We start from the raw sequence: 26,727 nt of genomic DNA, 5'->3' as shown, positions 1-26,727 counted from the left end.
CCTGCTTCGGACCTTTCGCAACTATTCTTAAATTGTTATTTGGCGAGCGTCCAGTCCGGCATACTCCTTGCAGTCAGTCCTTTTGCGTGCTTTACTGCCAGTTCGATAAAGTACCGTCCGGCTTTTCGCGGAGGCTGTTCTTTGGGGTAGATCATGCAGCTTTCCCAGGTGGGATTGTCTTCCAGGCGGAACCAGCAGAGATGCGGGTAGAGCTTGGCCTGTGATTCTGGCAGGATGGTCAGGCAGATTCCGCGGGATACCATCAGTGCGATGACATGGTTGGTGCGGGCCTCAAACATGATCTTCGGGGTGAATCCGGCCTGCTCAAAGCAGGGATCAATGACCTGGCGGAAGGTAGAACCGGCAAACATCAGGGAAAAAGGCTCCTGGCGGCAGAGCGTCAGGTCCATTTCCGGGTAGTCTCCATCGGCAGTGGGCTGGTAAAAGCGGGTCAGGGGATGACCGGAGGGGACCCCTAGGAGAAAGCGTTCCTCTGCCAGATGAACATATTCCAGATCTTCAATTTCATGGTTTTTCACCATAACCATGCCGATATCCAGCTTTCCTTCTGCAAGAAATTTATACTGGTCATATACAATATGATCCTCCAGCTTCAGCTCTACCAGGGGATATTTGGCATGGAATTCCGGGAAGATTTCGCAGAACAGTTCGATTCCCTGTTCCATAGCCAGGTTGACCCGGATTTCTCCGACATTGCCATCCATGACATCGCTGATCATGGCATACATCTGTTTTTCGCGGTTTAAGGTTTCTCTGGCATAGCGAAGGAAGATGGTTCCGCTCTCAGTGATGGCGAGATGATGGGTATCCCGCTTAAACAGGGAAATGCCCAGTTCTTTTTCAATCCGCTGAAGCTGCTGGTTCAGCCCGGACTGGGAGATAAATAGTTTGTTTGCGGCCCTGGAGATACTGCCGCATTCCGCAATGGTCAGGATGTAATTCAGCTGTCGTGTATCCATAATGCAGACTCCTTTCTGTCATCTAAAGTTCAAAGTCAGACTAAAATCTGTTATTTTTGTAACTATTATACAAAAATCAGGCAGTTTTGTAAATGCTAAAAGAAGTTAAACTTACAGCAATCATGGATTACTATAAGTTCAGCTTTTATCAATTTCATGTTACCATAATGGTATACAAAACAAAGGAGGAGTAACAAAATGGTTGGTATTTTAGGGTTGATCGTTGCAATCGTCTGTGTGATTGCACTGATCTGGAAAAACTGGCACATGGCTATTGTATCACTGGCAGGTGCCCTGATCGTCATTGCGTTCAACGCAATGGATCCTGTAACTACATTGTCTGAAAAATTTATGACTGGAATGTCCGGATTTGCCGGAAACTGGTTCCTGCTGTTTATGCTGGGTGCTATTTTCGGTAAGGTCATGGGTGACAGCGGAGCGTCTGTTGGCATTGCCAACAAGATGTTAAAGATTCTTGGCGAGAAGTCCGTTGTACTGGTAGTCATGCTTACCGGTCTGGTTCTTTCCTACGGCGGAATCGGAACCTTCATTATTGCGTTCTCTCTGTACCCGATCGCGGTAGCCCTGTTCCAGAAAGCGGATATTCCGAAGAAGCTGATTGTTGCTACCATCATGGTATGCCCGGTAACCGTATGTATGGCCATGCTTCCGGGTTCTCCGTCCACTCAGAACCTGATCCCGACCCAGTACTTTGGGACCACTGCTTATGCAGGTGCCACCCTTGGCCTGATCTGTTCTGCGATCATGTTTGTGTCTGCTTATCTGTTCCTGAACTGGCAGATAAAAAAAGCGAAAGCAGCGGGTGAGCATTTTGTGGCAAGCCCGGGCGAGGATATTATGGATTTAAATGCGGTTGATGAAGGAAAGACTCCGTCTGTTGGCGCATGCTTCGCACCGATCGTAGTGCTTCTGGTGCTGATGTTTGGTATTCAGTCCATGACCAGCATCCCGTCTTCCTATGCAGTAGCGATTGCCATGACCTGTGCAATTATCGTAGGCTGTGTCCTTTACAGAGACCGCTTAAACGTAAAAGAGGCTGTTTCCAACGGCGCAGGCGGTGGTTTAAGCTCCCTGATCGCAACCTCTTCCATTATGGGATTTGGTTCCGTTGTATCCGCATCTCCGGCTTATGAGAGCATCACCACCGCACTGGTAAACATGCAGGCAAATCCGTTGATAACCGCTTTGGTGTCTATCAACGTCATTGCAGCAATCACCGGTTCTTCCGCAGGCGGCCTGAACATCTTCTTAAGTTCCATGGGTGAGTACCTGGCCGCATCCGGACTGAATATGTCCATGTTACATCGTGTTGTATGTATCGCATCTTCCGGTTTTGATGCAATGCCGCATGCATCCGGAATGGTTGTCTGCAACCAGATTGCAAAGACCTCCCAGAAGGATACCTACAAATATGTTTTCATTACCTGTGCGATCATGCCGTTCTGCTGCGCAATTCTGGCATGCATCATCGGAACACTCGGTATTGTATAAGCTTGTGAAATAAAGGAGACTGGAATGAAAGTAGATTATATTATCCGGGGCGGACGCGTTGTGGATCCGTCAGCGGGCATCGACGAGATCAGAGATATTTACATTAAAAATATGCGCATCGCGGACTTAAAGGGAGAAGCAGCAGAGTGCAATCCGGACTGCATCATTGATGCATCCGGAAAGCTGGTAACTCCGGGACTGATCGATTTTCATACCCATCTGTTCCATGAGGGAAGTTCCATCTGCATCCATCCGGACATGATGATTGCCCAGGGCACCACTTCTGCAGTGGATGCCGGAAGTGCGGGAACTTCCACTTATGAAGCATTTTACAAATCCGTGATTGCCCAGTCTCAGGTGCGGATAAAGGGTTTCCTTACCGTGTATGGTGGCGGACAGCTGGATCCGAAGCTTTGTGAGGATTTCAATCCGGCTCTTTATAATGTGGAAAAAATGGAGCGTGTGATTGAGGCAAACCGCGACAATATTCTGGGCTTGAAGATCCGCCTTTCCAAAGGTGTAGTACCAGATGAGACCGGTGCGGATTATCTGCGGACTGTGGTAAAGCTGGCTGATGAGCTGAATGCGCGTCTTGGCACTTCCCTCCGTGTCTGCGTTCATACCACCAATTCTCCGGTTACCGCCGGAGAACTGGCAGACTGCCTCCGTCCGGGGGATATTTTCTGCCACTGCTTCCAGGGTGCGGGAAATCCGATCGTGGCAGAGGACGGAACCATTGATCCGCTGGTATTAAAGGCGAGAGAGCGGGGAGTTATCTTTGACGCAGCCAACGGAAAAGGAAACTTCGGCCTGAAGGCAGCAAAGCGTGCTCTGGCTGCGGGATTCCTGCCGGATGTGATTTCCACGGATCTTACGGTGGACAAGTTCAATATGCCGCCGTACGCAAAGAATCTTCCGCTCGTCATTTCCAAGTATCTGGCTCTTGGACTGGATTTCAATACGATCATCCGGGCTGTGACTGAGACACCGGCCAGACTCATGGGCCTGGAAGGCCAGATCGGTACCTTAAAAGCAGGGGCCATCGCCGATATCGCAATCTTTGACTTAAAAGACCGCGAGTATGTCCAGAAGGATTTCTGCGATGATGAAATCGTCTGCAGCCAGATCCTGGTACCGCAGTTAACAATGGCAGCTGGAGAAATCCAGTACTGTCAGTCGGATTTTTATCTGTAATGTAAAAATGAAAAAGAGAACCGGGGAAGCGTCTGTGCGCTGCCCCGGTTCTCTTTTTCGTCTAAAGGATTACAGTAAAACAATTTTATGCTCTTTGCAGATTCTTCTCATATCCTCCGGCCACAGGCTTGCCTGTACTTCGCCGACATGGGCGCGGTCTAACAGCAGCATGCAGAGGCGGGACTGTCCGATACCGCCGCCGATGGTGTACGGCAGCTCACCGTTCAGAAGCATCTTGTGGTACGGAAGGTTCTTTCTATCTTCGCATCCGGCCTTCTTTAACTGCTCTTCTAAGGATTTCTCATCTACACGGATACCCATGCTGGAGATCTCCAGGGCGCAGTTTAACTGGTCGTACCAGAACAGGATGTCGCCGTTTAACTGCCAGTCATCGTAGTCCGGTGCGCGTCCATCGTGGGGCTCACCGGTGGTGAGCTTGTCACCGATCTTCATGAGGAAGACACAGCCGTACTCTTTGGTGATGAGGTTCTCACGCTCCTTTGGAGTCTTGTCCGGGTAGCGGTCTGCCAGCTCCTGGGTAGTGATGAAGGTGATGTGCTCCGGCAGATGCTTTACAGCCTGCGGATATTTGTACCATACCTCATGCTCCATGTGCTTGATGATCTTGAAGATGGTCTGCACGGTGGATTCCAGGGTTTCGATGGTGCGCTCCTCTTTGGTGATGACCTTCTCCCAGTCCCACTGGTCTACGTAGCAGGAGTGGAGGTTGTCAAGCTCCTCATCGCGGCGGATGGCGTTCATGTTGGTGTAAAGGCCTTCGCCCGGCTCAAAGCCGTATTCCTTCAGTGCCATACGTTTCCATTTTGCGAGGGAATGTACGACCTCAACGGTCTCTCCCGGAATTGCGGCGATGTCGAACTGGACCGGACGCTCTACGCCGTTTAAGTTATCGTTCAGACCGCTGGACTGGGTAACGAACAGCGGCGCGGAGATACGCTCTAAGTGCATCTCTTTTCCGAATTCCTTCTGGAATGTATCGCGAATGTATTTGATTGCTTCCTGAGTCTCACGGACGGTGAGATGAGGATCATAGTTTGCTGGAATGATCAGTGCCATGGTTGTTCCCTCCCTGTATTGCGTTAGGTTTCATAAAAAAGGAGCTTTGCCTGAGCAAAACTCCGCATGATATTTAATGGTAGCATTTTTGGAATAAAATCACAAGTATTTTCTTAGTTTTAAATATTATATTAGCATCCGGCTAATTTTATGTCAAGGAAGGCAAAAAAATAGGAGCCGCTTTTCCCCCACAGAAAGCAGCTCCTGGTCACGATCAAAAACCGTTACACAATACAGTCTTCGCTTGGTATCCCCATACCAGTTAAGAAAATAAAAGGCGCCGGAGTGATGGCGCTCATGTCTTTCTTACAAAAGACACTATAGCATCAATTCCAGGTAGCGTCAAGGAATATTGTGCAATTTTAAGAAGATTGTGCACTTTGGAGAGGAAAAACTGCTCAAATTGTATACACGCGTCCGCAGCACAAAGACGTTCGTTTACACTACGGGGAAAAACTAAAAATGTGACAGAAAAACTTTTTTTTAGGAATAAAAACGAAAGCTTCTTTGTGCAAATTTCATGAGAATGCCTGACGCATAAGAGAGGGGAATTCTCACATACTAAATGGAAAGGCAAGTTGTAAGTGACATAAAATAAGGAAAGGTGACAAAATACCATGCAGTTTTCGAAAAACCTGGAAGATAATCTGGAACATCTGAAGCAGACACTGAGTCTGGAAAAGAATTTTGACGTGGTTTACCGTGTCGTTTCCATTGGCGGAAAAAAGGGCTGTTTGTTGTTTGTGGACGGACTGACGAAGGACGAAGTCCTCTTAAAGATTTTGCAGGCCTGGTGGAGTATTAAGCCGGAGGATCTTCCGGCGGACGCCAATGGTTTTTCCGGAAAATATATGCCTTACGGGGAGGTGGGGCTGATCGCGAATGAGGAGGATATGATCGTACAGCTGTTAAGCGGTATTACGGCGGTGCTCATTGACGGTTATGACAAATGCATGATGATAGACTGCCGCACCTACCCGGCCCGCGGTGTGGGAGAGCCGGAGAAGGATAAGGTGCTGCGAGGTTCCAGGGACGGCTTTGTGGAGACTCTGATTTTTAACACGGCACTGATCCGCCGCCGGATCCGGGATCCGAAGCTGATCATGGAAATTTTAAGCGCAGGCAACAGCTCCCACACGGACATTGCGGTCTGTTATATGGAAGGAAGGGTGGATGAGGAGCTCTTAAACAATATCCGAAGCCGGATCCGGAATCTGCGGGTAGACGCGTTGACCATGAACCAGGAGAGTCTGGCAGAGGGAATCTTCCCTTACAAATGGTACAACCCGTTCCCAAAATTTAAGTTTTCGGAGCGGCCGGATACGGCGGCAGCTTGTATTCTGGAGGGAAATATCGTAATCCTGGTGGATAATTCTCCGGCGGCCATGGTGCTGCCCTCCTCCGTGTTTGATATCATTGAGGAGGCAGATGATTATTATTTCCCGCCGGTAACCGGAACCTATCTGCGCTTATCCCGCATGATGACAGGCGTTCTCTGTCTGCTTCTTACGCCGACGTGGCTTCTTGGCATGATGCATGCGGATGCGCTGCCGCAGTGGCTGGCGTTTACGAAGCTTTCGGATATGACCTATGTGCCGCTGATCTTTCAGCTTCTGATCCTGGAATTTGCCATTGACGGCCTGCGTCTGGCAGCCATCAACACTCCGAGTATGCTGACCACCCCTTTAAGCGTCATTGCCGGTATTGTGCTGGGCGAGTATTCGGTGAAATCCGGGTGGTTTAACTCAGAGACCATGCTTTACATGGCGTTTGTGACCATTGCCAACTACAGTCAGTCCAGCTTTGAGCTTGGGTACGCGCTGAAATTCATGCGTGTTATCATGCTTTTATTTACGGCGGTGTTTGATGTGTGGGGGTATATCATTGGATTTGTGATTGCGGTCTGCGCGATTGTATTCAACAAGACCATTGCCGGAAAGAGCTATATTTACCCGATCATTCCGTTCAGCTGGAAGGAACTCAAAAAGCGGTTCTTCCGCGGCCGGCTTCCGGTAATTCCGGAAAGCCAGAACGCGAAACAGTGAAAAGGTATTTATGCTTTCCACTTTGTTGTATACAGGATATCTCGGTTAACGGTGCTGTAGAGCATCTCCTTCACCATATCCGGTTCGTGGGTCTGGCCCAGGATCCACATGAGCTTGGTGACGGTGGCCTCCAGGGTCATGTCGTAAGCCTCCAGAAGCCCGAACTCTTTCTTGATGGTCTTGCCAATTTCGTAGACGGACATATTGCTGCCTTCGTTGGTAACCTGGGTGGTCATGATGACGAATTTGCCCGCGTTCACCCAGCGCTCAATGGCACGGTGGAAGCTGTCATCTTCATAGGAAGGAATGCCGCCCACGCCGAAGGATTCAATGATGATCGCGTCGTAATGTTTGAACAGGTAATCCAGGATGTCGCCGTTCATGGACGGGATCAGCTTTAACAGGGTTACCTTGCTGTCCAGCTTGTGATAGAATGTGACCTCATCCTGCATCTGCTCTTTGTCGTCCAGGTAGAAGATAATGTGGTTGTCCTGGATGGTGGCAATGTATGGGAAGTTGATGCTGGAAAACGCGTTGTAGCTCTTGGTGCGTTCCTTTTTACCGCGGGTTCCGGCAATGACCTTGCCGTCAAAGACGATGTTGACGCCATGGGCTTTGTCGCAGCTTGCAAAGAGGAAACTGTCGGACAAGTTGGTCTTGGCATCGGTAATCTCCAGGTCAATGGGCTTCTGGGCACCGGTGATGACAATCGGTTTTGGAGAATTCTGGATCAGGTAGGAGAGAGCGGATGCGGTGTAGGCCAGGGTGTCGGTGCCATGGCAGACAACAAAGCCATCGTACTGATCGTAATATTTTTCAATGGTGGAAGAGATTAACAGCCAGTGCTTTGGCTGGATGTTGGTGCTGTCAATGTTGATGATCTGCATGGCAGTCACTTCACAGAACTCTTTGACATCCGGTACGAAACCAAGAAGTTCTTCTGAGGTGATGAGTGGCTTTAAGCCTTCTTCACTGCGCTTGGAGGCAATGGTGCCGCCGGTGGCAATCATCAGGATACGTTTCAGGTTCTTCTTCGGGATTTTCATAGTTGGGTATTAGGCCTCCTGTAATAAAAAACTTGTGGGTTTTTTAAATTCGTTTTATTATTATAGCATCACGAATAAAGAAAAGAAAGGAATAAAAAAATATGGCAGCAATTCCTAAAGATCCGGTGATGCTGATGAGCTTTTTAAACACGCAGCTTCGGGACAATTACAGCAGTTTTGAGGATCTGTGCGGCGCGTATGATCTGGATGCGGAGGAGATCAGAGAAAAACTGTCCGCGATCGATTATCATTATGATGTGGACAGGAACCAGTTTGTATAAGGTATAAAAATCGTTGTAAGATGCTATATTAATCGTATGAACAGATTACGGCGATTTTTATTTCATTTTTTCCTGTGCGGCATGACTGGATGGTGCCTGGAGGTTGTGTTTACTTCCATGGAATCCATTCTGATCCATGACTGGCGGCTGATGGGGAGAACTTCACTCCTGATGTTTCCAATTTACGGCTGCGGCGCCCTGCTGGCACCCATTGGCAGACTGGCAGACCTGTGGATCGGGGACGGACCATTAAGCCGCATGGACTGGATCATACGGCACGGCCTGCTTTATATGGTGCTTATTTTTACGGCAGAGTATCTGTCGGGTGCTGTTTTAACGGCATGGGGGATGTGCCCCTGGAACTATACCGGGTTTCAGACCAGTGTAAACGGGCTGATTCGCCTGGATTTTGCGCCGCTGTGGTTTGCCACCGGCCTGCTGTTTGAATGGATTTCCAAATTTCCAAAAAAGAGGTGCGAATGACTTGTTTTTGCACCTCTTTTTTTATATACTGGACAGGAATACTTACGAAAAGAATGAGGTGTGGGATGATACGAGTAATTTTGATTCTCCTGGTGCTGATCGTATTTCTCCTGGTGAGTGCGCTGCCGCTCCTGATCGGAGAAAAGTGTGTCTGGAAAAACGATGAAAACCGCCAGAAGGAATATGCCCTGCAGGTTGTAAAGCAGGTGCTGCGCATGGTGTTCCGACTGACCGGTTCTACGCTGACAGTGAAAGGACTGGAGAACATTCCGGACATGCCGGTTTTGTATGTGGGAAATCACAGAAGCTATTTTGATATCGTGACCGGTTATATTGTAGTGCCGGGGCAGACCGGCTTTATAGCCAAAAAAGAGATGGAAAAGATTCCGCTTTTGCGGGAATGGATGCGCAATGTGAATTGCCTGTTTTTGGACCGCAAGGATATCAAGGCGGGCTTAAAGACTATTCTGGAGGGAATCGAGAAGGTAAAAGGCGGATCTTCCGTATGGATATTCCCGGAGGGGACCCGCTGCAAGGCGAAGGATCCGGCAGAGCTTCTGCCTTTTAAGGAGGGAAGCTTAAAGATCGCGGAGAAATCCGGATGTCCGGTGGTGCCGGTGGCCATTACCGGAACCGCGGAGATCCTGGAAAAGCATTTTCCGTTCATTCGTCCGTCTCATGTGACGATTGAGTTCGGAGAAGCGTTTTATATCAAAGAGCTTCCGGCAGAAGACCGGAAACGTGCAGGCGCCTACAGTGAGGCACGGATCAGAGAAATGCTGGTAAAAGAGCAGGAAGAGCGCCGCGGTTTACGCAGGGCGTGAGCAGCCGGAAAACACCGGCAGAGACAAAGGAGAGAAGCAGTGGATTTACTGGAGTGCAGAAATAAATTGGATGTGATCGATAAGAAGATCGTAAAGTTATTTGAGGAGCGCATGGACATCTGTGGTAAGGTGGCAGAGACCAAGATCGCCTCCGGAAAGGCTGTCTATGACGCAGAGCGCGAGAAGCAGAAGCTGGACGCGGTCAGCGCCATGGCGGACAGCGAGTTTAACCAGGTGGCGGTGCGGGAGCTGTTCTCCCAGATGATGTCCATCAGTCGCAAGTACCAGTATTCCATCCTGGCGGAGCATGGCCGGGCTATGAAGCTGGGATTTGAGCGTCTGGATCAGCTGCCTATGGAGGGCGTGCGCGTGGTACACCAGGGAGTGGAAGGCGCTTACAGCCATGCGGCGGCCATTCAGTATTTTGGAGAGAAAGCAGAAATTTATCATGTGGCCCGTTTTGAGGATGCCATGAAGGAAGTGCAGCTGGGCAATGCAGATTACGCAGTGATGCCGATTGAGAATTCCTCTGCGGGAGCTGTCATTGACATGTATGACCTGCTGACCCGCTACGACAACTACATTGTGGCAGAGACCTTTCTTCCGGTGAATCATGCGCTGCTTGGTGTGCCGGGGGCAAAGCTGTCCGATGTGAAGACGGTATTTTCCCATCCGCAGGCGCTGATGCAGTGTTCCGCTTTCTTAAATGATAACGGTCTGAAACAGATCAGCGTGGAGAACACCGCAGTAGCAGCAAAGCGTGTGGTAGAGGAGGGCGACAAGTCCCAGGCAGCCATCGCCAGCGAGATTGCCGGAAAGCTGTACGGACTGGAGCTGTTAAAGCCATTTATCCAGAACAATCAGGGCAATACTACCCGCTTCGTGATTCTGGCAAACCGCAAGGTCTACCAGAAGGATGCTGGCAAGATCAGCCTTTGCTTTGAACTGCCGCATACCAGTGGCTCTCTTTATAACATGCTGGGCAATTTCATCTTCAATCATGTGAATATGATGATGATCGAGTCCCGGCCGATTCCGGGAAAAAACTGGGAGTACCGGTTCTTCGTGGACATTGAGGGCAATCTGCAGGATGCAGGCGTGAAGAACGCGCTGCGGGGCATTGGCGCGGAGGCGCAGAATTTTAAGATCCTTGGCAATTATTAATTTCCATAACGGTTCGGTGAAAAAGCACGGAGAAGTGCGTTTTGCCGGGCCGTTATGAGCATACAGGAAACTTTACAGGAGGGATTGCGTATGGTACGGACATTCGCGGCAATCGATGTCGGTTCCTTTGAACTGGAACTTGGAATTTATGAGATTACGGATAAGGGAAATGTCCGCACAGTGGATCAGGTGAAGCATATGATCGCGCTGGGCAAGGACACTTATAATACAGGAAAAATCAGCTACCGTCTGGTGGAAGAAATGTGCGAGGTACTACAGGACTTTGTACGGATCATGAAAGAGTACCAGGTGAAGGAGTACCGGGCTTATGCCACCAGCGCCATGCGGGAGGCCAGAAACAGCCAGATTGTCCTGGAACAGCTCCGGGTGCGGACCGGGATCGATGTAAAGATCATCAGCAACTCCGAGCAGCGTTTCATCAGCTACAAGGCCATTGCGGCGAAGGACGCGGAGTTCCAGAAGAACATCCAGCGGGGTACGGCAATTGTGGATGTGGGATTTGGAAGCATGCAGGCCTCTCTCTTTGATAAGGATGCCCTGGTTTCCACCCAGAATCTGCCCCTCGGCGTGCTGCGCCTGCGGGAACTGATTGCCCATGAGAAGCTGACCCAGCAGGGGGCCCAGAATCTCATTGCGGAGCTGATCGACAATGAACTGGTGACCTACCGGAAGATGTATTTAAAAGACCGGGAAATCAAAAACCTCATCGCCATCGGGGAGCCGATCCTTTCTCTTTATTATAAAATGGCAGAGGGAAAGCATTCTGAGCAGATCACGATCCAGGAATTCAACTGTTTTTATGAGCGCTTAAAGAGCATGACGCTTGCCCAGACGGAAGACTTTTTTGATGTGAATGAGGAGTATGCAAGCCTGATGTTCCCGGCAGCCGCTATTTATAAGCGTATGCTGGAAATCACGGGAGCGGAGTTCATGTGGGTGCCGGGCATCCGCATGACAGACGGCATGGCGGCGGAATATGCGGAGGACAAAAAGCTGATCCGTTTCAACCACAGCTTTGAGAATGATATCATCGTTACCTCCCGCAATATGGCAAAGCGCTACAAATGCTATATGCCTCATATCCAGAACGTGGAGGAGGCAGCCTTAAAGGTTTTTGACAGCCTGAAAAAATATCATGGCCTTGGAGCGCGGGAGCGGCTGCTGTTACAGATCGCGGCAAACTTACATTCCTGCGGAAAGTTTGTGACTATGCGTGGCTCGGAGGAATGCGGCTACAACATGATCATGGCAACGGAGATCATCGGTCTGTCCCACGTGGAGCGTGAGATTGTGGCTAATGTCGTGAAGTATCATCAGCAGAAGTTCCGTTACAATGAAGTGGAGGTATCGGCAAAGCCATCCAAGGATAGCCGGCTGGTATCTACGGAGAATCTGTCCATTGTCATTGCCAGGCTGACGGCCATTCTGCGGCTGGCCAACTCCATGGACCGGGGCCATACCGGAAAGTTAAAGGACTGCCGTCTGAATGTAAAAGACGGACAGCTGCTGATCCAGACGGACTGTCCGGCGGATGTAACGCTGGAGTCCATATCCATCGCGGACAAGGGAGATTTTTTTGAGGAGATTTTTGGAATCCGTCCGGTGTTAAGACAGAAAAGGAGGGTGTAGGACATGGCAGAGATTGATGAAAAATACCTGAAACCTGAAAATTATGTAAATCGTGAGATGAGCTGGCTGGAATTTGACTTCCGGATTCTGGGGGAGGCCAGGGACAAGGCAATTCCGCTGTTTGAGCGACTGAAGTTTTTAAGTATTACATCATCCAACCTGGATGAGTTTTTCATGGTGCGTGTGGCATCCTTAAAGGACATGGTGCACGCCAAATATAAAAAGACGGATATTGCAGGCTTAAGAGCCGATCAGCAGCTGGAGCTGATCGGGGGGAAGACCCATGAGCTGGTCAATCTCCAGTATTCCACCTACAACCGTTCTCTGCTTCCGGCCTTGAAGCAGCAGGGGCTGCAGCTCATCTGCGAGCATGAGGAGCTTTCTGAGGAGGATGGTGCTTTCGTGGACCAGTTTTTCCATGAGGATGTCTATCCGGTACTGACTCCCATGGCGGTGGATTCCTCCCGTCCCTTCCCGCTCATCCGCAACAAGTCCTTAAACATTGCGGCGCTGGTGCAGAAAAAAGACAGTGAGGACGAGGAACTGGAATTTGCCATGGTACAGGTTCCGTCCGTGCTTCCGCGTATCGTGGAGCTTCCGGCGGACCCGGAGGGCGAGCGCCGGGTTATCCTGCTGGAGGAAGTCATTGAGCGGAACATGAAGGATTTGTTCCTGAACTATAACATCGTCACGGCTCATCCGTTCCGGATCATGCGGAACGCGGACTTTACGCTGGATGAGGAAGAGGCAGAGGATCTGCTGGAAGAGATTCAGAAGCAGCTGAAGAAGCGCCAGTGGGGCGAGGTCATCCGCCTGGAGGTTGAGGAAAAGGTAGACAAGCGCCTACTTAAGATCTTAAAACGGGAGCTTTCCGTCAGCAGTGAAGACATTTACGAGATCAGCGGTCCGCTGGATCTTACATTCCTCATGAAGATGTATGGCATGAGCGGCTTTGACCACTTAAAGGAGCCCTCCTATACACCGCAGCCGGTTCCGGCCTTTATGAATGAAGATGACATTTTTACCAATATCCGAAAAGGTGATATTCTCCTGCATCATCCATACCAGACCTTTGACCCGGTGGTAAATCTGGTGCAGAAGGCAGCAAAGGACCCGGATGTCCTGGCAATCAAGCAGACCCTGTACCGCGTCAGCGGTCATTCCCCGATCGTGGCGGCCCTGGCGGAGGCAGCTGAGAACGGCAAGCAGGTATCGGTCCTCGTAGAGTTAAAGGCGCGGTTTGATGAGGAGAACAATATCAACTGGGCGAAGAAGCTGGAGAAAGCCGGATGTCATGTGATCTACGGTCTGGTGGGCTTAAAGACCCACTGCAAGATCACACTGGTGGTACGCCGCGAGGAAGACGGCATCCGCCGTTATGTCCATCTGGGAACCGGAAACTACAACGACTCCACCGCAAAGCTCTATACGGACTGCGGCCTTATAACCTGCCATCCGCTGATCGGTGAGGACGCGACCGCAGTGTTCAACATGCTGTCCGGTTACTCCGAGCCGCCGACCTGGAATCGCCTGATCCTGGCTCCGCTGTGGCTGAGAAACCGCTGCGTCCGTATGATCCGCAGGGAAACCATGCGGGCCAGAGAGGGAAAACCGGCCCACATCATGGCGAAGATGAACTCCCTCTGCGACCAGGAGATCATTGCATGTCTGTATGAGGCATCCTGCGCCGGTGTGAAGATTGAGCTGGTAGTCCGTGGTATCTGCTGTCTGAAGGCAGGCGTACCGGGCTTAAGTGACAACATCAGCGTGCATTCCATTGTCGGAAACTTCCTGGAGCATGCCCGCATTTTCTACTTTGAGAACGGCGGAAGCCCGGAGGTGTACATGGGAAGCGCCGACTGGATGCCGCGCAACCTTGATAAGCGCGTGGAGATTATGTTCCCGGTGGAGGATCCGGCTTTGAAGGAGCAGGTTGTTCATATCTTAAAAGTACAGCTGGAGGACAATGTGAAAGCGCATATCCTGCAGCCGGACGGCACTTATGAGAAGATTGATAAGCGAGGCAAGGTTCTTGTGACTGCCCAGAAGCAGCTCTGTGAGGAGGCCATAGCCATGGCGAAGGCTGCCGTGCAGCAGGATGACGTGCACAATACCCGGGTGTTTGTACCGGCGGAAAGCAATTAGTATTTTGTCTGTCCCTGGTATTCTGCTTCGTAATTTGTTACCAGTTCAATAAAATATTTTTCCGGCTTGCTTAAGTAGGTTCCCTTTAAGTAAGCCACGCCCCGGTGCCATATCTCATGGGGCGAAACGGAGAAGAAGACAATGTCCGGATTCGGCTGCGCGTAAGACTGCGGCAGGAATACCGGACATTGCTGGTTTTTGGTCATGTTCAGCATCGTGCGGTTGTTGCCGGTCTCAAAGAGAATTTTGGGGCGGATGTTGTTGTAAAGGAAAGTACGGTCCGCCAGTTCCCGGCTCAGGGTGTCACGGGTGGGGAGCACAAAGTAATCCTGACTCAGCAGGGATAAGTCCAGATCCGGCAGTGTTTTCCAGCTTTCTTCCCCGGCCAGATGGGCCAGCGGGTGACTGGCAGGAAGCGCAAGGACCAGATACTCCGCGCCAAAATCCCGGTATTCCAGATCCGGGTTCTGCTTGCCGGTGGCGTAGGCCACGCAGGCCAGAGTGATTTCTTTCTGTAAAAGAAGCTGTTCCATCTTTTTGATGCGGGCCTCATGAATGCGGAAGGTGATGCCCGGGTAACGTTTGTGGAACACCGGATAGAGGTCGGAAAACATCATGGAACCGCGCTCCGGGGTGTAGGCCAGTGCAATCTCCCCCACGGTTTCATCCGCAATATCATGAATGATTTTATAGGTTTCTTCTTTCATATCTATCATCTGATGGGCAGTCGCCAGATAGATCCGGCCGGCAACGGTGGGGATCATCTGGCGTTTTTTTCGTTCAAAGAGCGGCATGCCAAGCTCTTTCTCCAGTTTTAGAAGCTGCTGGTTTAAAGCAGACTGGGTGATAAATAATTTTTCTGCCGCTTTGGAGATGCTTTCCTCCTGTTCAATGGCAATGATGTACTCGATTTGTCTCAGATCCATAAAAAACAATTCCTCCACTCTGTTAATTATCTGACAATGCAAAAACCCGGATTTTAATGAAAAACTATTAATTTAACTAAGATTTTGAATAAAAACACATAAGTTGAATTAAGAATATTTCTCAATTATACTAGGGCCATACAAAGAACTCAAGCAGAAAATGAGAAATAAAGAGCAGAGTGAAAGGGGAATATTCAAATGGCATTTCGTTGTACACCGCCGACCAAGGATCCGGTAGCTACCCTGGCTTACCGTCCGTGGGAACTGGCAATCAAACCGTTCCAGGTTGCGCCGCAGACCTGGTATGTAGCAGGACAGACCTGGGTGGGCTGTTATTTAATTGACACAGGGGACGGGCTGATCCTCATCGACACGGCAATCGCGGAGAGTGCTTACATGCTGGTGGATTCCATCTACCGCCTGGGCTATCGTCCGGAGCAGATCAAAAAGATCCTCATCAGCCACGCGCACTTTGATCACTGTGGAGCCGCAGCTATCATGAAAAAGCTGACCGGCGCAGAGATGTACATGTCCAAAGAGGACTGGGAATTCATGAAGGCCTGCCCGAAGGAGACCATCGACATCGACAAGGATTCCCATCCGCAGTATTTCGAGCCGGATTGTTTCTATTCCGATGAGGAGCCGATTACCCTGGGCAATGTCACCATCCACAGCATGCTGACTCCGGGTCACACCATTGGCTGCACCTCCTTCTTCTGGGAAGTGACTAACCCGGCAAACGGAGAGCGCTATGTGGTGGGCATGCACGGCGGTGTGGGCGCCAACACCATGAATGACAAGTATTACGCTCAGAGTGAGTATCTGACTCCGGACCTGCGTGACCGCTTCCTGGCAGACGCGGAGAAGGTCGGCAATATCCATGTAGACATTGCCCTGCCGAGTCATCCGAACCAGATCGAGATCACAGACCGGGCCGGACAGTACACCGACGAGTCTCAGCCGTTTTTGGATGACACCATCTGGAAACAGTTCATGGAAGAGCGTGTGCGCCAGGTACGCGCGATGATGAAGTAACAGAGAGAAAGCATTCAAAGGAGAAGAGAACATGGAAATGTATATTGTACTTGCGATTACACTGTTCATGATGGTGATGTTCATCTGGAACAAAGTGCCGTTCGGCGTTACCACCATGACCTGCTGTCTGCTGCTGGCTATGTTCGGAATCGTAGATATTCCGAAGGCGTTTGGCGGATTTGGAAACAAGATTGTTGTATTGATCGCGCCGATGCTGGTACTCAGTGCCGCACTTGGCAAGACAAGTCTGGTTATGAAGATCAGCAGCGTGCTGAACGCAGCAAAGGGAAAACGCGGAACCGTCCTGATTCTTGTTTTCTATGCAGTCGGCATGGTAATGGCTCAGTTTATCCCGACAACCGCAGCAATCTCCATTCTGGTTATTTTCTTGTTAACCCTGGACAATGCCGGAGATATTACACCGAAGCGTCTGCTTCTTCCGCTTCTTGGTGTTATGGTCGGATGTAAATTCCGTTTCCCGGTGGGCCTGGGTGCTACCACCTTTGCTACCTTAAACGGTATGTATGAGGGGGTCATCGGTGATCATCCGGAGTATATGCTTTCCATGCTGGATCCCTTCAAGGTTGCCATCATCCCGATGGTGGTACTGACCATTTACTGCCTGTTCGCATGGAAGCTGATGCCGAAGGAAGAAGGAATCAATCAGGATGCCCTGAAGAAAACATCCACCGAAAAACAGCTCACCGATGCGCAGGAAATGATTGTATACGGAGTATTCGTAGTCGTTATGCTACTGATGCTGTTAAACAAGTACACTGGCAATATGCTTTATCTGGCTCCGGCCGCAGGCGTTCTGGTTCTGATCTACACTAAAGTAGTTTCCGTTCCGGAGGCAGTAAAAGGCCTGACTGCGGATATGACCTGGATGCTGGCTGGCGTTCTGATCGTGGCAGACGCCCTCGGTTCCACCGGTGCTGGTGATATGATCGGAAACGCGATCTTATCCATTCTGGGTGAGAATCCAAGCTCTGTAACCGTTATGTTTGTATTCTCCTTTGCAACCGTTATCATGACTACTTTCCTGTCCAACATGGCAACCCAGTCCGTGCTGATCCCGATCGCGGCATCTGTAGCACTGGCAGCCGGATGGGATCCGAGAGGCCTGGTTCTGATCATCGGTACCTGCAATTACTATGCTCTGGGCTTCCCGTCCGGTTCCGGTGAGGCAGCTGTCTGCTTCGCAGCCGGTGGTTACAACCCGTTAAAGGTTATGAAATTTACCTTCCCTTATATGATCATCGCAGCGATCAGTACCGCGGTTTCCGCGCAGCTTCTGTTCCCGCTGTACTAATTGAAAATATGTTCAGAGAGGCGTCCCGCTTTTGGGGCGCCTTTTGACGTTTCCGGCTTTTCCTCTTCTTACCGGAAATGTAATAAAAAAGTAAGACGGGAGTTCCTCTTTTATGGTACACTAGAGAAAGAATAAAACGGGGCCGACATAGCTTTGGGGCTTCCCGAATAACGATAGATATACGAGGAGGAATCAGTCATGGCAGAAACAAACATTCTGGTAGTGGACGATGAACAGGAGATTGCGGACCTGGTAGAGATTTATCTGGTTAGCGACGGTTATAAAGTATTTAAGGCATCCAACGCCCAGGACGGTCTGGATATTTTAGATAAGGAAGATATTCATCTTTGCCTTCTGGATATCATGATGCCGGGCATGAACGGCCTGGAGATGTGCAAGAAGATCCGGGAGACCAACAACATCCCGATCATCATGCTGAGCGCCAAGTCCACCGATCTGGATAAGATCCTGGGGCTTGGAACCGGTGCGGATGATTACGTGGTAAAGCCATTCAACCCGCTGGAGCTGACAGCCCGGGTCAAATCCCAGCTGCGCCGCTATACCCAGTTAAACCCGAACAGCAATGTACATGAGACCGTGAAGAATGAGATCAGCATCCGTGGCCTTACGATCAACAAAGACAATCATAAAGTAACGGTGTACGATGAAGAAGTCAAGCTGACCCCGATTGAATTTGACATCCTGTATCTCCTGGCTTCCAATCCGGGCAAGGTGTTCAGCACGGATGAGATCTTTGAGAAGGTCTGGAACGAGAAGGTCTATGAGGCCAACAACACCGTTATGGTACATATCCGTCGTCTCCGCGGCAAGATGAAGGAGGACGAGCGTCAGGACAAGATCATCACCACAGTGTGGGGGGTAGGATACAAAATTGAAAAATAACGCCAGAAAAAGCGATTTAAGCCACCGCTACCATACGCGGGTCATAGCAAACATCATCTACAGCACCCTGGTGGCCTGCCTCATTGATGTGTTTCTGGTCACAAACCTGACCATGCTGGCCGAGTATGCGCAGCGTTCCGAGCATTCCAGTGCCCTGTTGAATATGGTAGGGCAGTCAGATGTGGTGGTGGTTCTGGTTTACGTACTCATCGGCATTCTGGCTTTTGCCGTGACCTTTCTGCTTCTGCAGGAAAAATCCGCGGCATACATTGGCCGGATTTCCGATGCGGTAGAACGGATTTCCGAGGGCGATTTAAACACACAGGTGGAGGTGGTGGGAGATGACGAGTTTTCTTCCATGGCATCCAACTTAAATAAGATGGTGGAGGATATCCGCCGCCTGATGGATAAGGAACGCGAATCCGAGCGCACCAAAAATGAGCTGATCACCAATGTGGCTCACGACCTGCGCACACCGTTAACCTCGATCATCGGATATCTGGAGCTGTTATCCGGCCCGGTAGTCCTGCCGCCGGAGATGCAGAAAAAATACATAGACATCGCCTACAGCAAGGCCAAGCGCCTGGAAAAGCTCATTGAGGATCTGTTCGGCTTTACCAAGATGAACTACGGAAAGCTGGCCATGCATGTGTCCAAGGTGGATATCGTAAAGCTTTTAGGGCAGCTTCTGGAGGAGTCCTATCCGAACTTTGCCAACAAGGGGCTTTCCTATGAGCTTCAGAGCAATGTGCCGGCCAAGATCATCACGGCGGACGGCAACCTTCTGGCCCGCCTGTTTGACAATCTGATCGGCAATGCCATCAAGTACGGCGCGGAGGGCAAACGGATCCTGGTGAAGGTCATGGCCGATACCGATACGGTACAGGTTTCCGTGACCAACTACGGTTACGTGATCCCGGCGGAGGAGCTTCCGCTGATATTTGACAAGTTCTACCGGGTCGAGCAGTCCCGCTCCACCCATACCGGAGGAACCGGTCTGGGACTTGCCATCGTAAAAAACATTGTAGACATGCATGGCGGAACCATCACGGTGAAGAGTGATTTGAACGGCACCGTGTTCACGGTAACCCTGCAGGTGGATTTTGATGTAGATAAGGAACATTTTGGAGAACTCTGATGTGGATGAATAAAAAAATTTTTTCAGGCATCCGGATGGTCAGACCCCTGAAAAAGGCAGCAGTCTGTTTTGCGGCTGCCGGCTTTTTGGGTGGTCTGGCTTTTTGCGCTCCGGCCTGGGCGCAGGATGATCCGGTGAGCATGGATATAAGCTATGGCTATGAAGACAGCGCCAAGGGCGGGCGTTACCTGCCGGTGAATGTCACCATACAGAATAACCAGGAGACTCCGGTAGAGGGAACCCTGGAAATTAAAACAAGAGAATCCGATGAGACGGTATACCGCTACGATTACGGCGTAGAGATAGAGGCGAAGGGCAGCGAAACGACGCGCTACTACATTCCGCTGGGTACGGCAGCCGATGAACTGGAGCTGTCTCTGGCAGATGATTCCGACAATGTGCTTTTAAGCCGCAAGGTGAAGCTGAATGTGAGCCGGGATGTGCCGGAGCTGTTTGTGGGTGTGCTTTCGGACGCCCCGTGGGAGCTTCATTATTTAAACGGCGTTGGCATCAACTACAGTACCCTGCGTACCCGTACCTTTGAGCTGGATGGCACAGACTTTCCGGAGGATGAGGTGGGCTTAAGCCTTTTTGATGTGCTGGTGGTCAATAATTATAAGCTCCGCGATCTTTCTGGAACGCAGACGGCAGCAATCATGAACTGGGTTCAGGACGGCGGTGTGCTGATCCTGGGAACCGGTGACCGGGTAGATGATACCCTGGGCCGTTTTGCGCCGGAGCTTCTGGATGATTCTTACGGAACACCCAATATCACGCATATCAACCTGGCGGAAGACTTCACTGCGGTGAATGAGCCGGGAGCCGGCATGCTGGCTATTTCCTGTGTGGATGTACCGCTTCATGGCGGCAATGTGATCCTCTCCAGCAACGGTTTTCCGCTTCTGACAGCGGCAGTGAAGGAGCAGGGACTGGTGGCTGTAGCTGCCTTTGATCTGGGCGACATTGCGGCTTTCTGTGAAAAGCAGACCTCCTATGTGGATTACCTGTTTACCAATTTACTTGGTGAGGAGCGCATCAATCAGCTGGCCGAGGTGGTTTACAGTGGCAACTCCGGCCGGTTCTGGGCTGTTCAGGGGTTAATTAACACCGGAGATGTGGATAAGCTGCCGAACCTCTGGCTTTATGTGGGGATAACCGGCCTGTATCTGATCATTTTGGGACCGGGGCTTTATCTGTTTCTGCGCGGCCGGGGCCTTCAGAATATGTACCGCAAGGGTGTGGTGATCGTGGCCCTTGGCTTTTCGGCTCTTGTGTATGTGCTTGGCATGCCGACCCGCTTCCGCTCTACGTTCTACACCTATGCGGCAATCCAGGATGTGACCGATGATTATATCACGGATACGACCTATATCAATATCCGGAATCCTTACAACCGCCCGTACACCGTGGAACTGGATCCGGGCTACCGCCTGCTTCCCATCACAAGAAGCAGTCAGTATACCGTGGGCGGACAGTCTCTGGATGTGGATGAGCCGTACCAGATCGCGATCCGCACCGGGGAAGATACGCTGATGGTGAAGGGCCAGAACATTTCCGCATTTACTCCGCGCTATTTCCGCCTGGAACGGCGCACAGAAAATACGGACCGGGTGGGCATCACGGGCGAGGTAGATTACTTTGAGGGACAGATTCAGGGGACGCTGACCAACCAGTTCCCATATCCGATTGAAAACGCAACCCTGGTATTATATGGAAATATGGTCCAGATCGGACGCATGGAGCCGGGCGAGACCAAAAACCTGGCGGACTATGAGCTGCTCCGCTACCCGCTTGGTGACTCTTATCTGGCTGCGGAGCATATCTCCGGGGAGGATGCCTACGCATCCGCGGATATCCGCGACAAAAATTATATGCTGGCACTGGAGCGTTCCAACCTGACCCGTTTCTATCTCGATAACTATTTAAACGCTTATACAGCAGACGCCCGGGTCATTGCCTTCAGTACCCAGAAGGAGGAAAGCCGGTTCTTAAAGAATCCGTCCGAGGAGACCTATGGAATTACCATGCTGACCCAGACGGTACCGGTCAATGCTTCCAAAGACAGTTCCATCTACCGTTCTGTGCTCATGAAGACACCAAAGGTGCTGGGCGGCAGCTATGATGCCGAGACCAACTCCATGAGCGGCGCGGAACCGCTGACCCTGGAGTATCAGTTCGGAACGGATATTGATGTGGAAAGCCTGACTTTCGAAAATGTGTCAGAAGAATTCGCAGGAACCGGCAGCAGCTTAAGCCACATTTTTACCGGAAGCATTTATTTCTATAACTACGCGACCGGCAACTTTGACAAGATGGATCTGGATGGAACGACGTTAGATGTAGAACAGCTGAAGGCCTACCTGTCTCCGGGCAACACGCTGACGGTACGCTATGCCTACAACGGAGGCGGCTTTGATGCTATTCAGCTTCCGATGCCGATGGTAGCAGGGAGGGAACGCTGATGTTAAAGATTCAGGGATTACATAAAAAATACGGAAATTACCATGCCCTGGACGGACTGGACATGGAGCTAAAGGACGGCGCCCTGTTTGGTTTTGTGGGCCCGAACGGCGCCGGAAAGACGACTACCATCAAGAGCATGACCGGTCTTTTAAAGCCGGACCGGGGAACGGTGGAGCTGGACGGAAAAGATATGCTGGCCGACACCATGGGCCTGCGTATGCGGATCGGCTATGTGCCGGATCACTTTGGCCTGTATGACAATTTAAAGGTGTCGGAATATATGGAATTTTTTGCGGCCTGCTATCATCTGGAGGGCTTTGAAGCACGAAAACGCGCCCGAAGTCTTCTGGAACAGGTAGGGCTGGGAGAGCGCATGGATGCTTTTGTAGACGGGCTGTCCCGCGGAATGCAGCAGAGGCTCTGTCTGGCCCGGGCTCTGATCCACGACCCGGAGCTTCTGATCATGGATGAGCCCACGGCCGGACTGGACCCGCGGACGCACCTGGAATTCCGGCAAATGGTATGGGAGCTGCATGAGCAGGGAAAGACCATTCTCTTAAGCTCTCACAACCTGGCAGAGCTTTCGGAGCTCTGCACGGATATCGGCATCATCGATGCGGGGAAGATGGTCCTTTCCGGCAGTATGGATGAGATCATGGAGCGGATCTACACCTCCAAGCAGATCATCATCAGTGTACATGACCAGATGGAAAAGGCCCTGGCTTTCTTAAAGGAAAGTCCTATGGTGCGTACCATTTCCATCTGCGAGAAGGATATTATGGTGGGCTTTACCGGAGATGAGCACCGGGAGAGTGAACTGTTAAAACAGATGATTGAGGCGGGCATTCCGGTACGCGGTTTCATGCGGGAGCCGGGAAGCCTGGAGTCAATCTTTATGCAGATCACAGATCACAATGAGGAAAAGGTGGTGTTATCCTATGAAGACGAATCCGGTTTATAAACGGGAGTGCATGGTGAGTGCCCGAAGCTTTAAGCTGGCGCTGGTACTGCTGGTGTTTAACGGGATTCTGGCTTTGGTGGCACTGTTAAATATGTACTCAGCTCTGGCCCGGGTACGGCTGACGGCAGAGGTGCAGTATACGGGATTTCTGGATCTGTACATGTTCGTGGCATCCCTGGAATTTCTGATGCTGATCCTTATCATGCCGGCAATGACGGCGGGGAGCATCAGTGGGGAGCGGGAGCGCCAGACGTTGGATCTGATGCTGACCACCTGCATGACCCCGGCGGACATCGTTCTGGGAAAGCTGGAGGCAGCCCTGGGGACTATGTTTCTCATGGTGGTGTCCAGCCTGCCAATCCTGGCTATGGTGTTTGTGTACGGCGGTGTGACGGCATCGGATCTGCTGCTTCTGGTATGTTGCTTCTTTGCCGCGGCGGTGTTCATGGGAAGCATTGGCCTGTACTGTTCGGCCCTGTTTCGCCGGACCACGGCGGCTACGGTAGCTGCTTACGCAGTGACGGCAGTGCTGACGGCCGGAACCTATGGCATCAACTTCCTGGTCACTTACATCAACCAGATGCAGATCGGGGAATACCTGGCATCCGCGGAATCCGGCGGCGTAAGCAGTGGATCCGGAGGTCTTTTGTATGTGCTGTTAGTCAATCCCATTGCTACCTTTGCCCAGGTTATCGGACGGCTGACAGCCGGCAATCAGAGCTGGATGCAGGCAGGAACCTGGTTCGGCAACCAGGCAGACAATTCCCTCATCAGCCACTGGATGGGGGTGAGCATGGTGCTGCAGATGGCGCTGGCCATCGGATTTGTGCTGTGGGCAGTGCGGAGCGTGGAGAAGGGCAACGCGTGAAAATAAAAAATCCTGTATTGACTTACATTAAGTGAAATTTCCGGCACAGCCGCAGAATGCGCATTCCGAATGGCATATCCGGCAGTTCCTCCGCGGTCACGGCTCTGGTCAGTACGATCAGGAGTCCGTAGACAACCATGGCTACCGGGATACTGATCAGAAGTCCGATCTGGTAGTAACCGGTCACCTTATTGACCAGCGCATAAAACAGGAACGCGATCACGCCCATGACCGCCGCGCAGATACAGGGCAGCAGAAAGGTGGTCTTTACTTCCTGACGGTAGCGCAGCGCCTTTCCGATGGCATGCCAGTTCAGCACACATACGACCAGGGCAAAGGTCACATTGCCGATGACCAGACCATACACGCCCCAGTTTAAGTACTTTAACATGACATACACCAGTGCCGCGTGAACCACCAGGGAGATGGCGGAGTGGGTGACGGATTTTCTCATCAGGTCAATGCCCTGAAGCACCGCATTGGTAACGGTGGAGAGGGAAAAGAAGATGACGGCCGGAGCGCCAAGCATCAGCAGGTTCCGGGTGAGATCCCGGCTGTCACGGAAGATGAGCCGCAGAACCGGGGAAGCCAGTGCCGCCATGCCGAAGGCACAGGGAATGGCGATCAGCATATTGAACTTGATGGTCAGCCGGATCTTGTACATGACATCGGTGCGGTTTTTCTGGGCGCGGGAGCGCACAATACTCGGGATCATGGAAGTTCCCAGGGAAGAAGCCACAGCCACCGGTACGTTGGAAAGCAGGCGGTACTTGCCGCCGTAGATACCAAGCAGGGAAAGGCGTTCTTTCTCGGTGAGACCTTTTCCACTCATCAGGAAGCCGAACATGGAGTTATCCACAGAACCGCTTAGCTGATACACAAACTGGCTGAGGATGATGGGAGTCAGAGTCAGGAACAGTGCCGTGTATACATGACTCCAGCTTTCCAGGCGGTCAGCCTGAGGCTTGCGCAGTGCCTTCGTGTTCTGTCTGCGGTACACAAACATCAGCAGGGTCAGAAAGACAAAGGCAGCCAGTGCGCCGGAAAGGGTACCCAGGGTACCACCTGCGGCACCGTAGGCCGCCGGGGTTTCCCGGTTTGCGAACCAGTGCATGAAGGCGAAGGAGGCAGCTACACTGATGACCGCGTTTACCACCTGTTCAATGACCTGGGAAATAGAGGTCGGCACCATGTTGCCAAGTCCCTGGAAATAGCCGCGCACCACGCCCATAATGGAAAAGACCAGAATGGTGGGTGCCATAACCTTTAGTGGAAGGGCGCTGTTGGGGCTGTTGAAGATATGAACCGTGATCCAGTCCGCGCCAAACAGTAAAAACAGTGTCATCAGGCCGCCGGCTACAAGACCAAAAAGCAGTCCGGCCTTAAAGACCCGCTGTACATCCTGATTCTTTCCGTGCACACGCCGTGCCGCGATCAGCTTGGAAATAGCTAGAGGCAGACTGTAGGAGGACAGGATCAGTCCAATGTTGTAGATCTCGTATGCGGTGTTGTAATAACCGATTCCCTCATCCCCGATGGCCCGGGTCATGGGAATCTTGTAGAGCAGTCCGATGAAGCGGACAATGATGCCGGCTGCGGCCAGAATGCTTCCCTGGACCAGGAAGTTGCCGGAGTCGGATTTTTTCTTATTGTTACCCATACTTATATCTCTCCTTTAGTAATTGCGTTTGGGCAAAATCACATAGTATATTGAAAGTTTTGCCGGAACAGTAACAGTATATCCCATCAACGGTCTGAATGCAATGTGGAAATAGGGTGGCGGATATGGTATACTAGACGAAGCTTTTTGTTGCTATGAATCATCAGGAAAGGAGCAATATATTATGAAGAAAATCGGTTTTATCGGTGTCGGTATCATGGGTAAATCCATGGTCCGCAATCTAATGAAGGCAGGCTTTGAGGTTGCCATTTATACAAGAACCAAAGCGAAGGTGGAGGATGTGATCGCGGAGGGTGCCATCTGGCGCGATACGGTAAAGGAGTGTGTGGCAGACCGTGACGCGGTGATCAGCATCGTGGGTTATCCGAAGGATGTGGAAGAGGTGTACTTCGGGGAGAATGGCATTCTGAAAAATCTTCCAAAGGGCGGCTATGCCATTGATATGACTACCAGCAGCCCGAAGCTGGCCGTGAAGATTTACGAGACGGCCAGGGCAGCAGGCCTTCATGCCCTGGATGCTCCGGTAACCGGTGGAGATGGTGGCGCGAAAGCCGGAACCCTGACCATTCTGGCAGGCGGAGACCGCGCGGACTTTGATGCCTGCATGCCGTTATTTGAGGCCATGGGAAAGAACATCAATTATGAGGGCAAGGCCGGAAATGGCCAGCACACCAAGATGTGCAACCAGATCGCCATTGCGGGCGCGCTTTCCGGAGCGTGCGAGGCCCTGGCTTACGCAAATGCAGTTGGACTGGATCCGCAGACCATGCTGGACTCCATCTCTACCGGAGCGGCAGGCAGTGCCCAGATGAGCAACGTGGCCACCCGCATCTTGAAGGGAGATCTGCAGCCGGGCTTCTTTGTAAAGCACTTTATCAAAGACATGAAGCTGGCGGACGAGGAAGCGCTGGCCGAACATACAAAGCTTGGCATGCTGGAATATGTGCTTGGCATGTACGAGAAATTGCAGGAAGAGGGACTGGGAGATCTGGGAACCCAGGCATTGATCAAATACTATGAGAAATAATCAGGAATCCAT

Annotated in this window: 22 protein-coding genes; 17 read left to right on the top strand and 5 right to left on the bottom strand. The window is 51.2% G+C overall.

What is annotated here, in order from left to right; translation table 11 throughout:
• Window positions 1–35 precede the first annotated feature (35 nt).
• Complete coding sequence (locus tag DWY84_RS05415) at window positions 36–980, bottom strand: LysR family transcriptional regulator (protein ID WP_118531516.1); 945 nt, start codon at window positions 978–980, stop codon at window positions 36–38.
• A 198-nt stretch (window positions 981–1,178) separates the two neighbouring features.
• Here DWY84_RS05415 and DWY84_RS05410 point away from each other — a divergent pair, with 198 nt between their 5' ends.
• Both DWY84_RS05410 and DWY84_RS05405 read left to right on the top strand, forming a co-directional pair.
• Window positions 1,179–2,492, top strand: coding sequence for an SLC13 family permease (locus DWY84_RS05410; RefSeq protein ID WP_118531514.1), 1,314 nt, complete (start codon window positions 1,179–1,181; stop codon window positions 2,490–2,492).
• A gap of 24 nt (window positions 2,493–2,516) precedes the next feature.
• Entirely contained in the window at window positions 2,517–3,686 is a 1,170-nt protein-coding gene (locus DWY84_RS05405) for an amidohydrolase family protein (protein ID WP_118531512.1), read from the top strand.
• A 69-nt stretch (window positions 3,687–3,755) separates the two neighbouring features.
• Here DWY84_RS05405 and asnA read toward each other — a convergent pair whose 3' ends face one another.
• Window positions 3,756–4,763: an aspartate--ammonia ligase gene (gene asnA, locus DWY84_RS05400; RefSeq protein ID WP_118531510.1), complete on the bottom strand. Its 1,008-nt coding sequence runs from the start codon at window positions 4,761–4,763 to the stop codon at window positions 3,756–3,758.
• A gap of 617 nt (window positions 4,764–5,380) precedes the next feature.
• Between asnA and DWY84_RS05395 the strand changes: the two genes are divergently transcribed.
• Window positions 5,381–6,808, top strand: a complete 1,428-nt coding sequence (locus DWY84_RS05395) for a spore germination protein (RefSeq protein ID WP_118531508.1) — start codon at window positions 5,381–5,383, stop codon at window positions 6,806–6,808.
• An 8-nt stretch (window positions 6,809–6,816) separates the two neighbouring features.
• Here DWY84_RS05395 and DWY84_RS05390 read toward each other — a convergent pair whose 3' ends face one another.
• The gene (locus DWY84_RS05390; RefSeq protein WP_118531544.1) at window positions 6,817–7,833 is read right to left on the bottom strand and encodes an asparaginase; all 1,017 of its coding nucleotides are present in this window, start codon (window positions 7,831–7,833) and stop codon (window positions 6,817–6,819) included.
• 122 nt (window positions 7,834–7,955) lie between these two features.
• On the opposite strand from DWY84_RS05390, the gene DWY84_RS05385 reads away from it, so the two are divergent.
• From DWY84_RS05385 to DWY84_RS05360, 6 genes are all read left to right on the top strand, one after another.
• On the top strand, window positions 7,956–8,135 hold the full coding sequence (locus DWY84_RS05385) for a DUF4250 domain-containing protein (RefSeq protein ID WP_118531506.1): 180 nt from the start codon (window positions 7,956–7,958) through the stop codon (window positions 8,133–8,135).
• Window positions 8,136–8,171: 36 nt separating this feature from the next.
• On the top strand, window positions 8,172–8,618 hold the full coding sequence (locus DWY84_RS05380; RefSeq protein ID WP_118531504.1) for a hypothetical protein: 447 nt from the start codon (window positions 8,172–8,174) through the stop codon (window positions 8,616–8,618).
• Between the two features lie 65 nt (window positions 8,619–8,683).
• Window positions 8,684–9,442, top strand: a complete 759-nt coding sequence (locus DWY84_RS05375) for a lysophospholipid acyltransferase family protein (RefSeq protein ID WP_118531502.1) — start codon at window positions 8,684–8,686, stop codon at window positions 9,440–9,442.
• Window positions 9,443–9,481: 39 nt separating this feature from the next.
• Window positions 9,482–10,606 (top strand): bifunctional chorismate mutase/prephenate dehydratase, encoded by a 1,125-nt coding sequence (locus DWY84_RS05370; RefSeq protein WP_118531500.1) that lies wholly within the window; start codon window positions 9,482–9,484, stop codon window positions 10,604–10,606.
• A 90-nt stretch (window positions 10,607–10,696) separates the two neighbouring features.
• The gene (locus DWY84_RS05365) at window positions 10,697–12,256 is read left to right on the top strand and encodes an exopolyphosphatase (protein WP_118531498.1); all 1,560 of its coding nucleotides are present in this window, start codon (window positions 10,697–10,699) and stop codon (window positions 12,254–12,256) included.
• 3 nt (window positions 12,257–12,259) lie between these two features.
• Window positions 12,260–14,401: an RNA degradosome polyphosphate kinase gene (locus tag DWY84_RS05360; protein WP_118531496.1), complete on the top strand. Its 2,142-nt coding sequence runs from the start codon at window positions 12,260–12,262 to the stop codon at window positions 14,399–14,401.
• On the opposite strand, the gene DWY84_RS05355 is transcribed toward DWY84_RS05360, so the two are convergent.
• Window positions 14,398–15,327, bottom strand: coding sequence for a LysR family transcriptional regulator (locus DWY84_RS05355; protein ID WP_118531494.1), 930 nt, complete (start codon window positions 15,325–15,327; stop codon window positions 14,398–14,400). The genes DWY84_RS05360 and DWY84_RS05355 overlap by 4 nt on opposite strands.
• 198 nt (window positions 15,328–15,525) lie before the next feature.
• On the opposite strand from DWY84_RS05355, the gene DWY84_RS05350 reads away from it, so the two are divergent.
• From DWY84_RS05350 to DWY84_RS05320, 7 genes are all read left to right on the top strand, one after another.
• Complete coding sequence (locus DWY84_RS05350; protein ID WP_118531492.1) at window positions 15,526–16,362, top strand: MBL fold metallo-hydrolase; 837 nt, start codon at window positions 15,526–15,528, stop codon at window positions 16,360–16,362.
• A gap of 31 nt (window positions 16,363–16,393) precedes the next feature.
• Complete coding sequence (locus DWY84_RS05345; RefSeq protein ID WP_118531490.1) at window positions 16,394–17,674, top strand: SLC13 family permease; 1,281 nt, start codon at window positions 16,394–16,396, stop codon at window positions 17,672–17,674.
• A 198-nt stretch (window positions 17,675–17,872) separates the two neighbouring features.
• Entirely contained in the window at window positions 17,873–18,577 is a 705-nt protein-coding gene (locus DWY84_RS05340) for a response regulator transcription factor (protein ID WP_118531488.1), read from the top strand.
• The gene (locus DWY84_RS05335; protein ID WP_118531486.1) at window positions 18,567–19,715 is read left to right on the top strand and encodes a HAMP domain-containing sensor histidine kinase; all 1,149 of its coding nucleotides are present in this window, start codon (window positions 18,567–18,569) and stop codon (window positions 19,713–19,715) included. The genes DWY84_RS05340 and DWY84_RS05335 overlap by 11 nt, the downstream gene beginning before the upstream one ends.
• Before the next feature lie 5 nt (window positions 19,716–19,720).
• Window positions 19,721–22,177, top strand: a complete 2,457-nt coding sequence (locus tag DWY84_RS05330) for a hypothetical protein (protein ID WP_147354280.1) — start codon at window positions 19,721–19,723, stop codon at window positions 22,175–22,177.
• Complete coding sequence (locus DWY84_RS05325; protein WP_118531482.1) at window positions 22,177–23,139, top strand: ABC transporter ATP-binding protein; 963 nt, start codon at window positions 22,177–22,179, stop codon at window positions 23,137–23,139. Before DWY84_RS05330 ends, DWY84_RS05325 begins: the two co-directional genes overlap by 1 nt.
• Window positions 23,117–24,007 (top strand): ABC transporter permease, encoded by an 891-nt coding sequence (locus DWY84_RS05320; protein WP_118531480.1) that lies wholly within the window; start codon window positions 23,117–23,119, stop codon window positions 24,005–24,007. Before DWY84_RS05325 ends, DWY84_RS05320 begins: the two co-directional genes overlap by 23 nt.
• A 22-nt stretch (window positions 24,008–24,029) precedes the next feature.
• Here DWY84_RS05320 and DWY84_RS05315 read toward each other — a convergent pair whose 3' ends face one another.
• Complete coding sequence (locus DWY84_RS05315) at window positions 24,030–25,667, bottom strand: polysaccharide biosynthesis protein (protein ID WP_118531478.1); 1,638 nt, start codon at window positions 25,665–25,667, stop codon at window positions 24,030–24,032.
• 184 nt (window positions 25,668–25,851) lie between these two features.
• On the opposite strand from DWY84_RS05315, the gene DWY84_RS05310 reads away from it, so the two are divergent.
• Window positions 25,852–26,715: an NAD(P)-dependent oxidoreductase gene (locus tag DWY84_RS05310; protein ID WP_118531476.1), complete on the top strand. Its 864-nt coding sequence runs from the start codon at window positions 25,852–25,854 to the stop codon at window positions 26,713–26,715.
• Window positions 26,716–26,727: the final 12 nt, after the last annotated feature.

Origin of the sequence: Clostridium sp. AF27-2AA (assembly GCF_003478505.1) — a bacterium.
GTDB lineage: Bacteria > Bacillota > Clostridia > Lachnospirales > Lachnospiraceae > Brotaphodocola.
This window is presented reverse-complemented; position numbering and strand designations above follow the sequence as displayed.

What these genes read in the sequence shown, in the direction of transcription:
- DWY84_RS05325 (WP_118531482.1), top strand. Translation starts at nt 22,177, where the DNA reads ATGTTAAAGATTCAGGGATTACATAAAAAATACGGAAATTACCATGCC.
- DWY84_RS05405 (WP_118531512.1), top strand. Translation starts at nt 2,517, where the DNA reads ATGAAAGTAGATTATATTATCCGGGGCGGACGCGTTGTGGATCCGTCA.
- DWY84_RS05375 (WP_118531502.1), top strand. Translation starts at nt 8,684, where the DNA reads ATGATACGAGTAATTTTGATTCTCCTGGTGCTGATCGTATTTCTCCTG.
- DWY84_RS05310 (WP_118531476.1), top strand. Translation starts at nt 25,852, where the DNA reads ATGAAGAAAATCGGTTTTATCGGTGTCGGTATCATGGGTAAATCCATG.
- DWY84_RS05330 (WP_147354280.1), top strand. Translation starts at nt 19,721, where the DNA reads ATGAATAAAAAAATTTTTTCAGGCATCCGGATGGTCAGACCCCTGAAA.
- DWY84_RS05380 (WP_118531504.1), top strand. Translation starts at nt 8,172, where the DNA reads ATGAACAGATTACGGCGATTTTTATTTCATTTTTTCCTGTGCGGCATG.
- DWY84_RS05315 (WP_118531478.1), bottom strand. Translation starts at nt 25,667, where the DNA reads ATGGGTAACAATAAGAAAAAATCCGACTCCGGCAACTTCCTGGTCCAG.
- DWY84_RS05320 (WP_118531480.1), top strand. Translation starts at nt 23,117, where the DNA reads ATGAAGACGAATCCGGTTTATAAACGGGAGTGCATGGTGAGTGCCCGA.
- asnA (WP_118531510.1), bottom strand. Translation starts at nt 4,763, where the DNA reads ATGGCACTGATCATTCCAGCAAACTATGATCCTCATCTCACCGTCCGT.
- DWY84_RS05395 (WP_118531508.1), top strand. Translation starts at nt 5,381, where the DNA reads ATGCAGTTTTCGAAAAACCTGGAAGATAATCTGGAACATCTGAAGCAG.
- DWY84_RS05345 (WP_118531490.1), top strand. Translation starts at nt 16,394, where the DNA reads ATGGAAATGTATATTGTACTTGCGATTACACTGTTCATGATGGTGATG.
- DWY84_RS05360 (WP_118531496.1), top strand. Translation starts at nt 12,260, where the DNA reads ATGGCAGAGATTGATGAAAAATACCTGAAACCTGAAAATTATGTAAAT.
- DWY84_RS05355 (WP_118531494.1), bottom strand. Translation starts at nt 15,327, where the DNA reads ATGGATCTGAGACAAATCGAGTACATCATTGCCATTGAACAGGAGGAA.
- DWY84_RS05350 (WP_118531492.1), top strand. Translation starts at nt 15,526, where the DNA reads ATGGCATTTCGTTGTACACCGCCGACCAAGGATCCGGTAGCTACCCTG.
- DWY84_RS05385 (WP_118531506.1), top strand. Translation starts at nt 7,956, where the DNA reads ATGGCAGCAATTCCTAAAGATCCGGTGATGCTGATGAGCTTTTTAAAC.
- DWY84_RS05415 (WP_118531516.1), bottom strand. Translation starts at nt 980, where the DNA reads ATGGATACACGACAGCTGAATTACATCCTGACCATTGCGGAATGCGGC.
- DWY84_RS05410 (WP_118531514.1), top strand. Translation starts at nt 1,179, where the DNA reads ATGGTTGGTATTTTAGGGTTGATCGTTGCAATCGTCTGTGTGATTGCA.
- DWY84_RS05365 (WP_118531498.1), top strand. Translation starts at nt 10,697, where the DNA reads ATGGTACGGACATTCGCGGCAATCGATGTCGGTTCCTTTGAACTGGAA.
- DWY84_RS05340 (WP_118531488.1), top strand. Translation starts at nt 17,873, where the DNA reads ATGGCAGAAACAAACATTCTGGTAGTGGACGATGAACAGGAGATTGCG.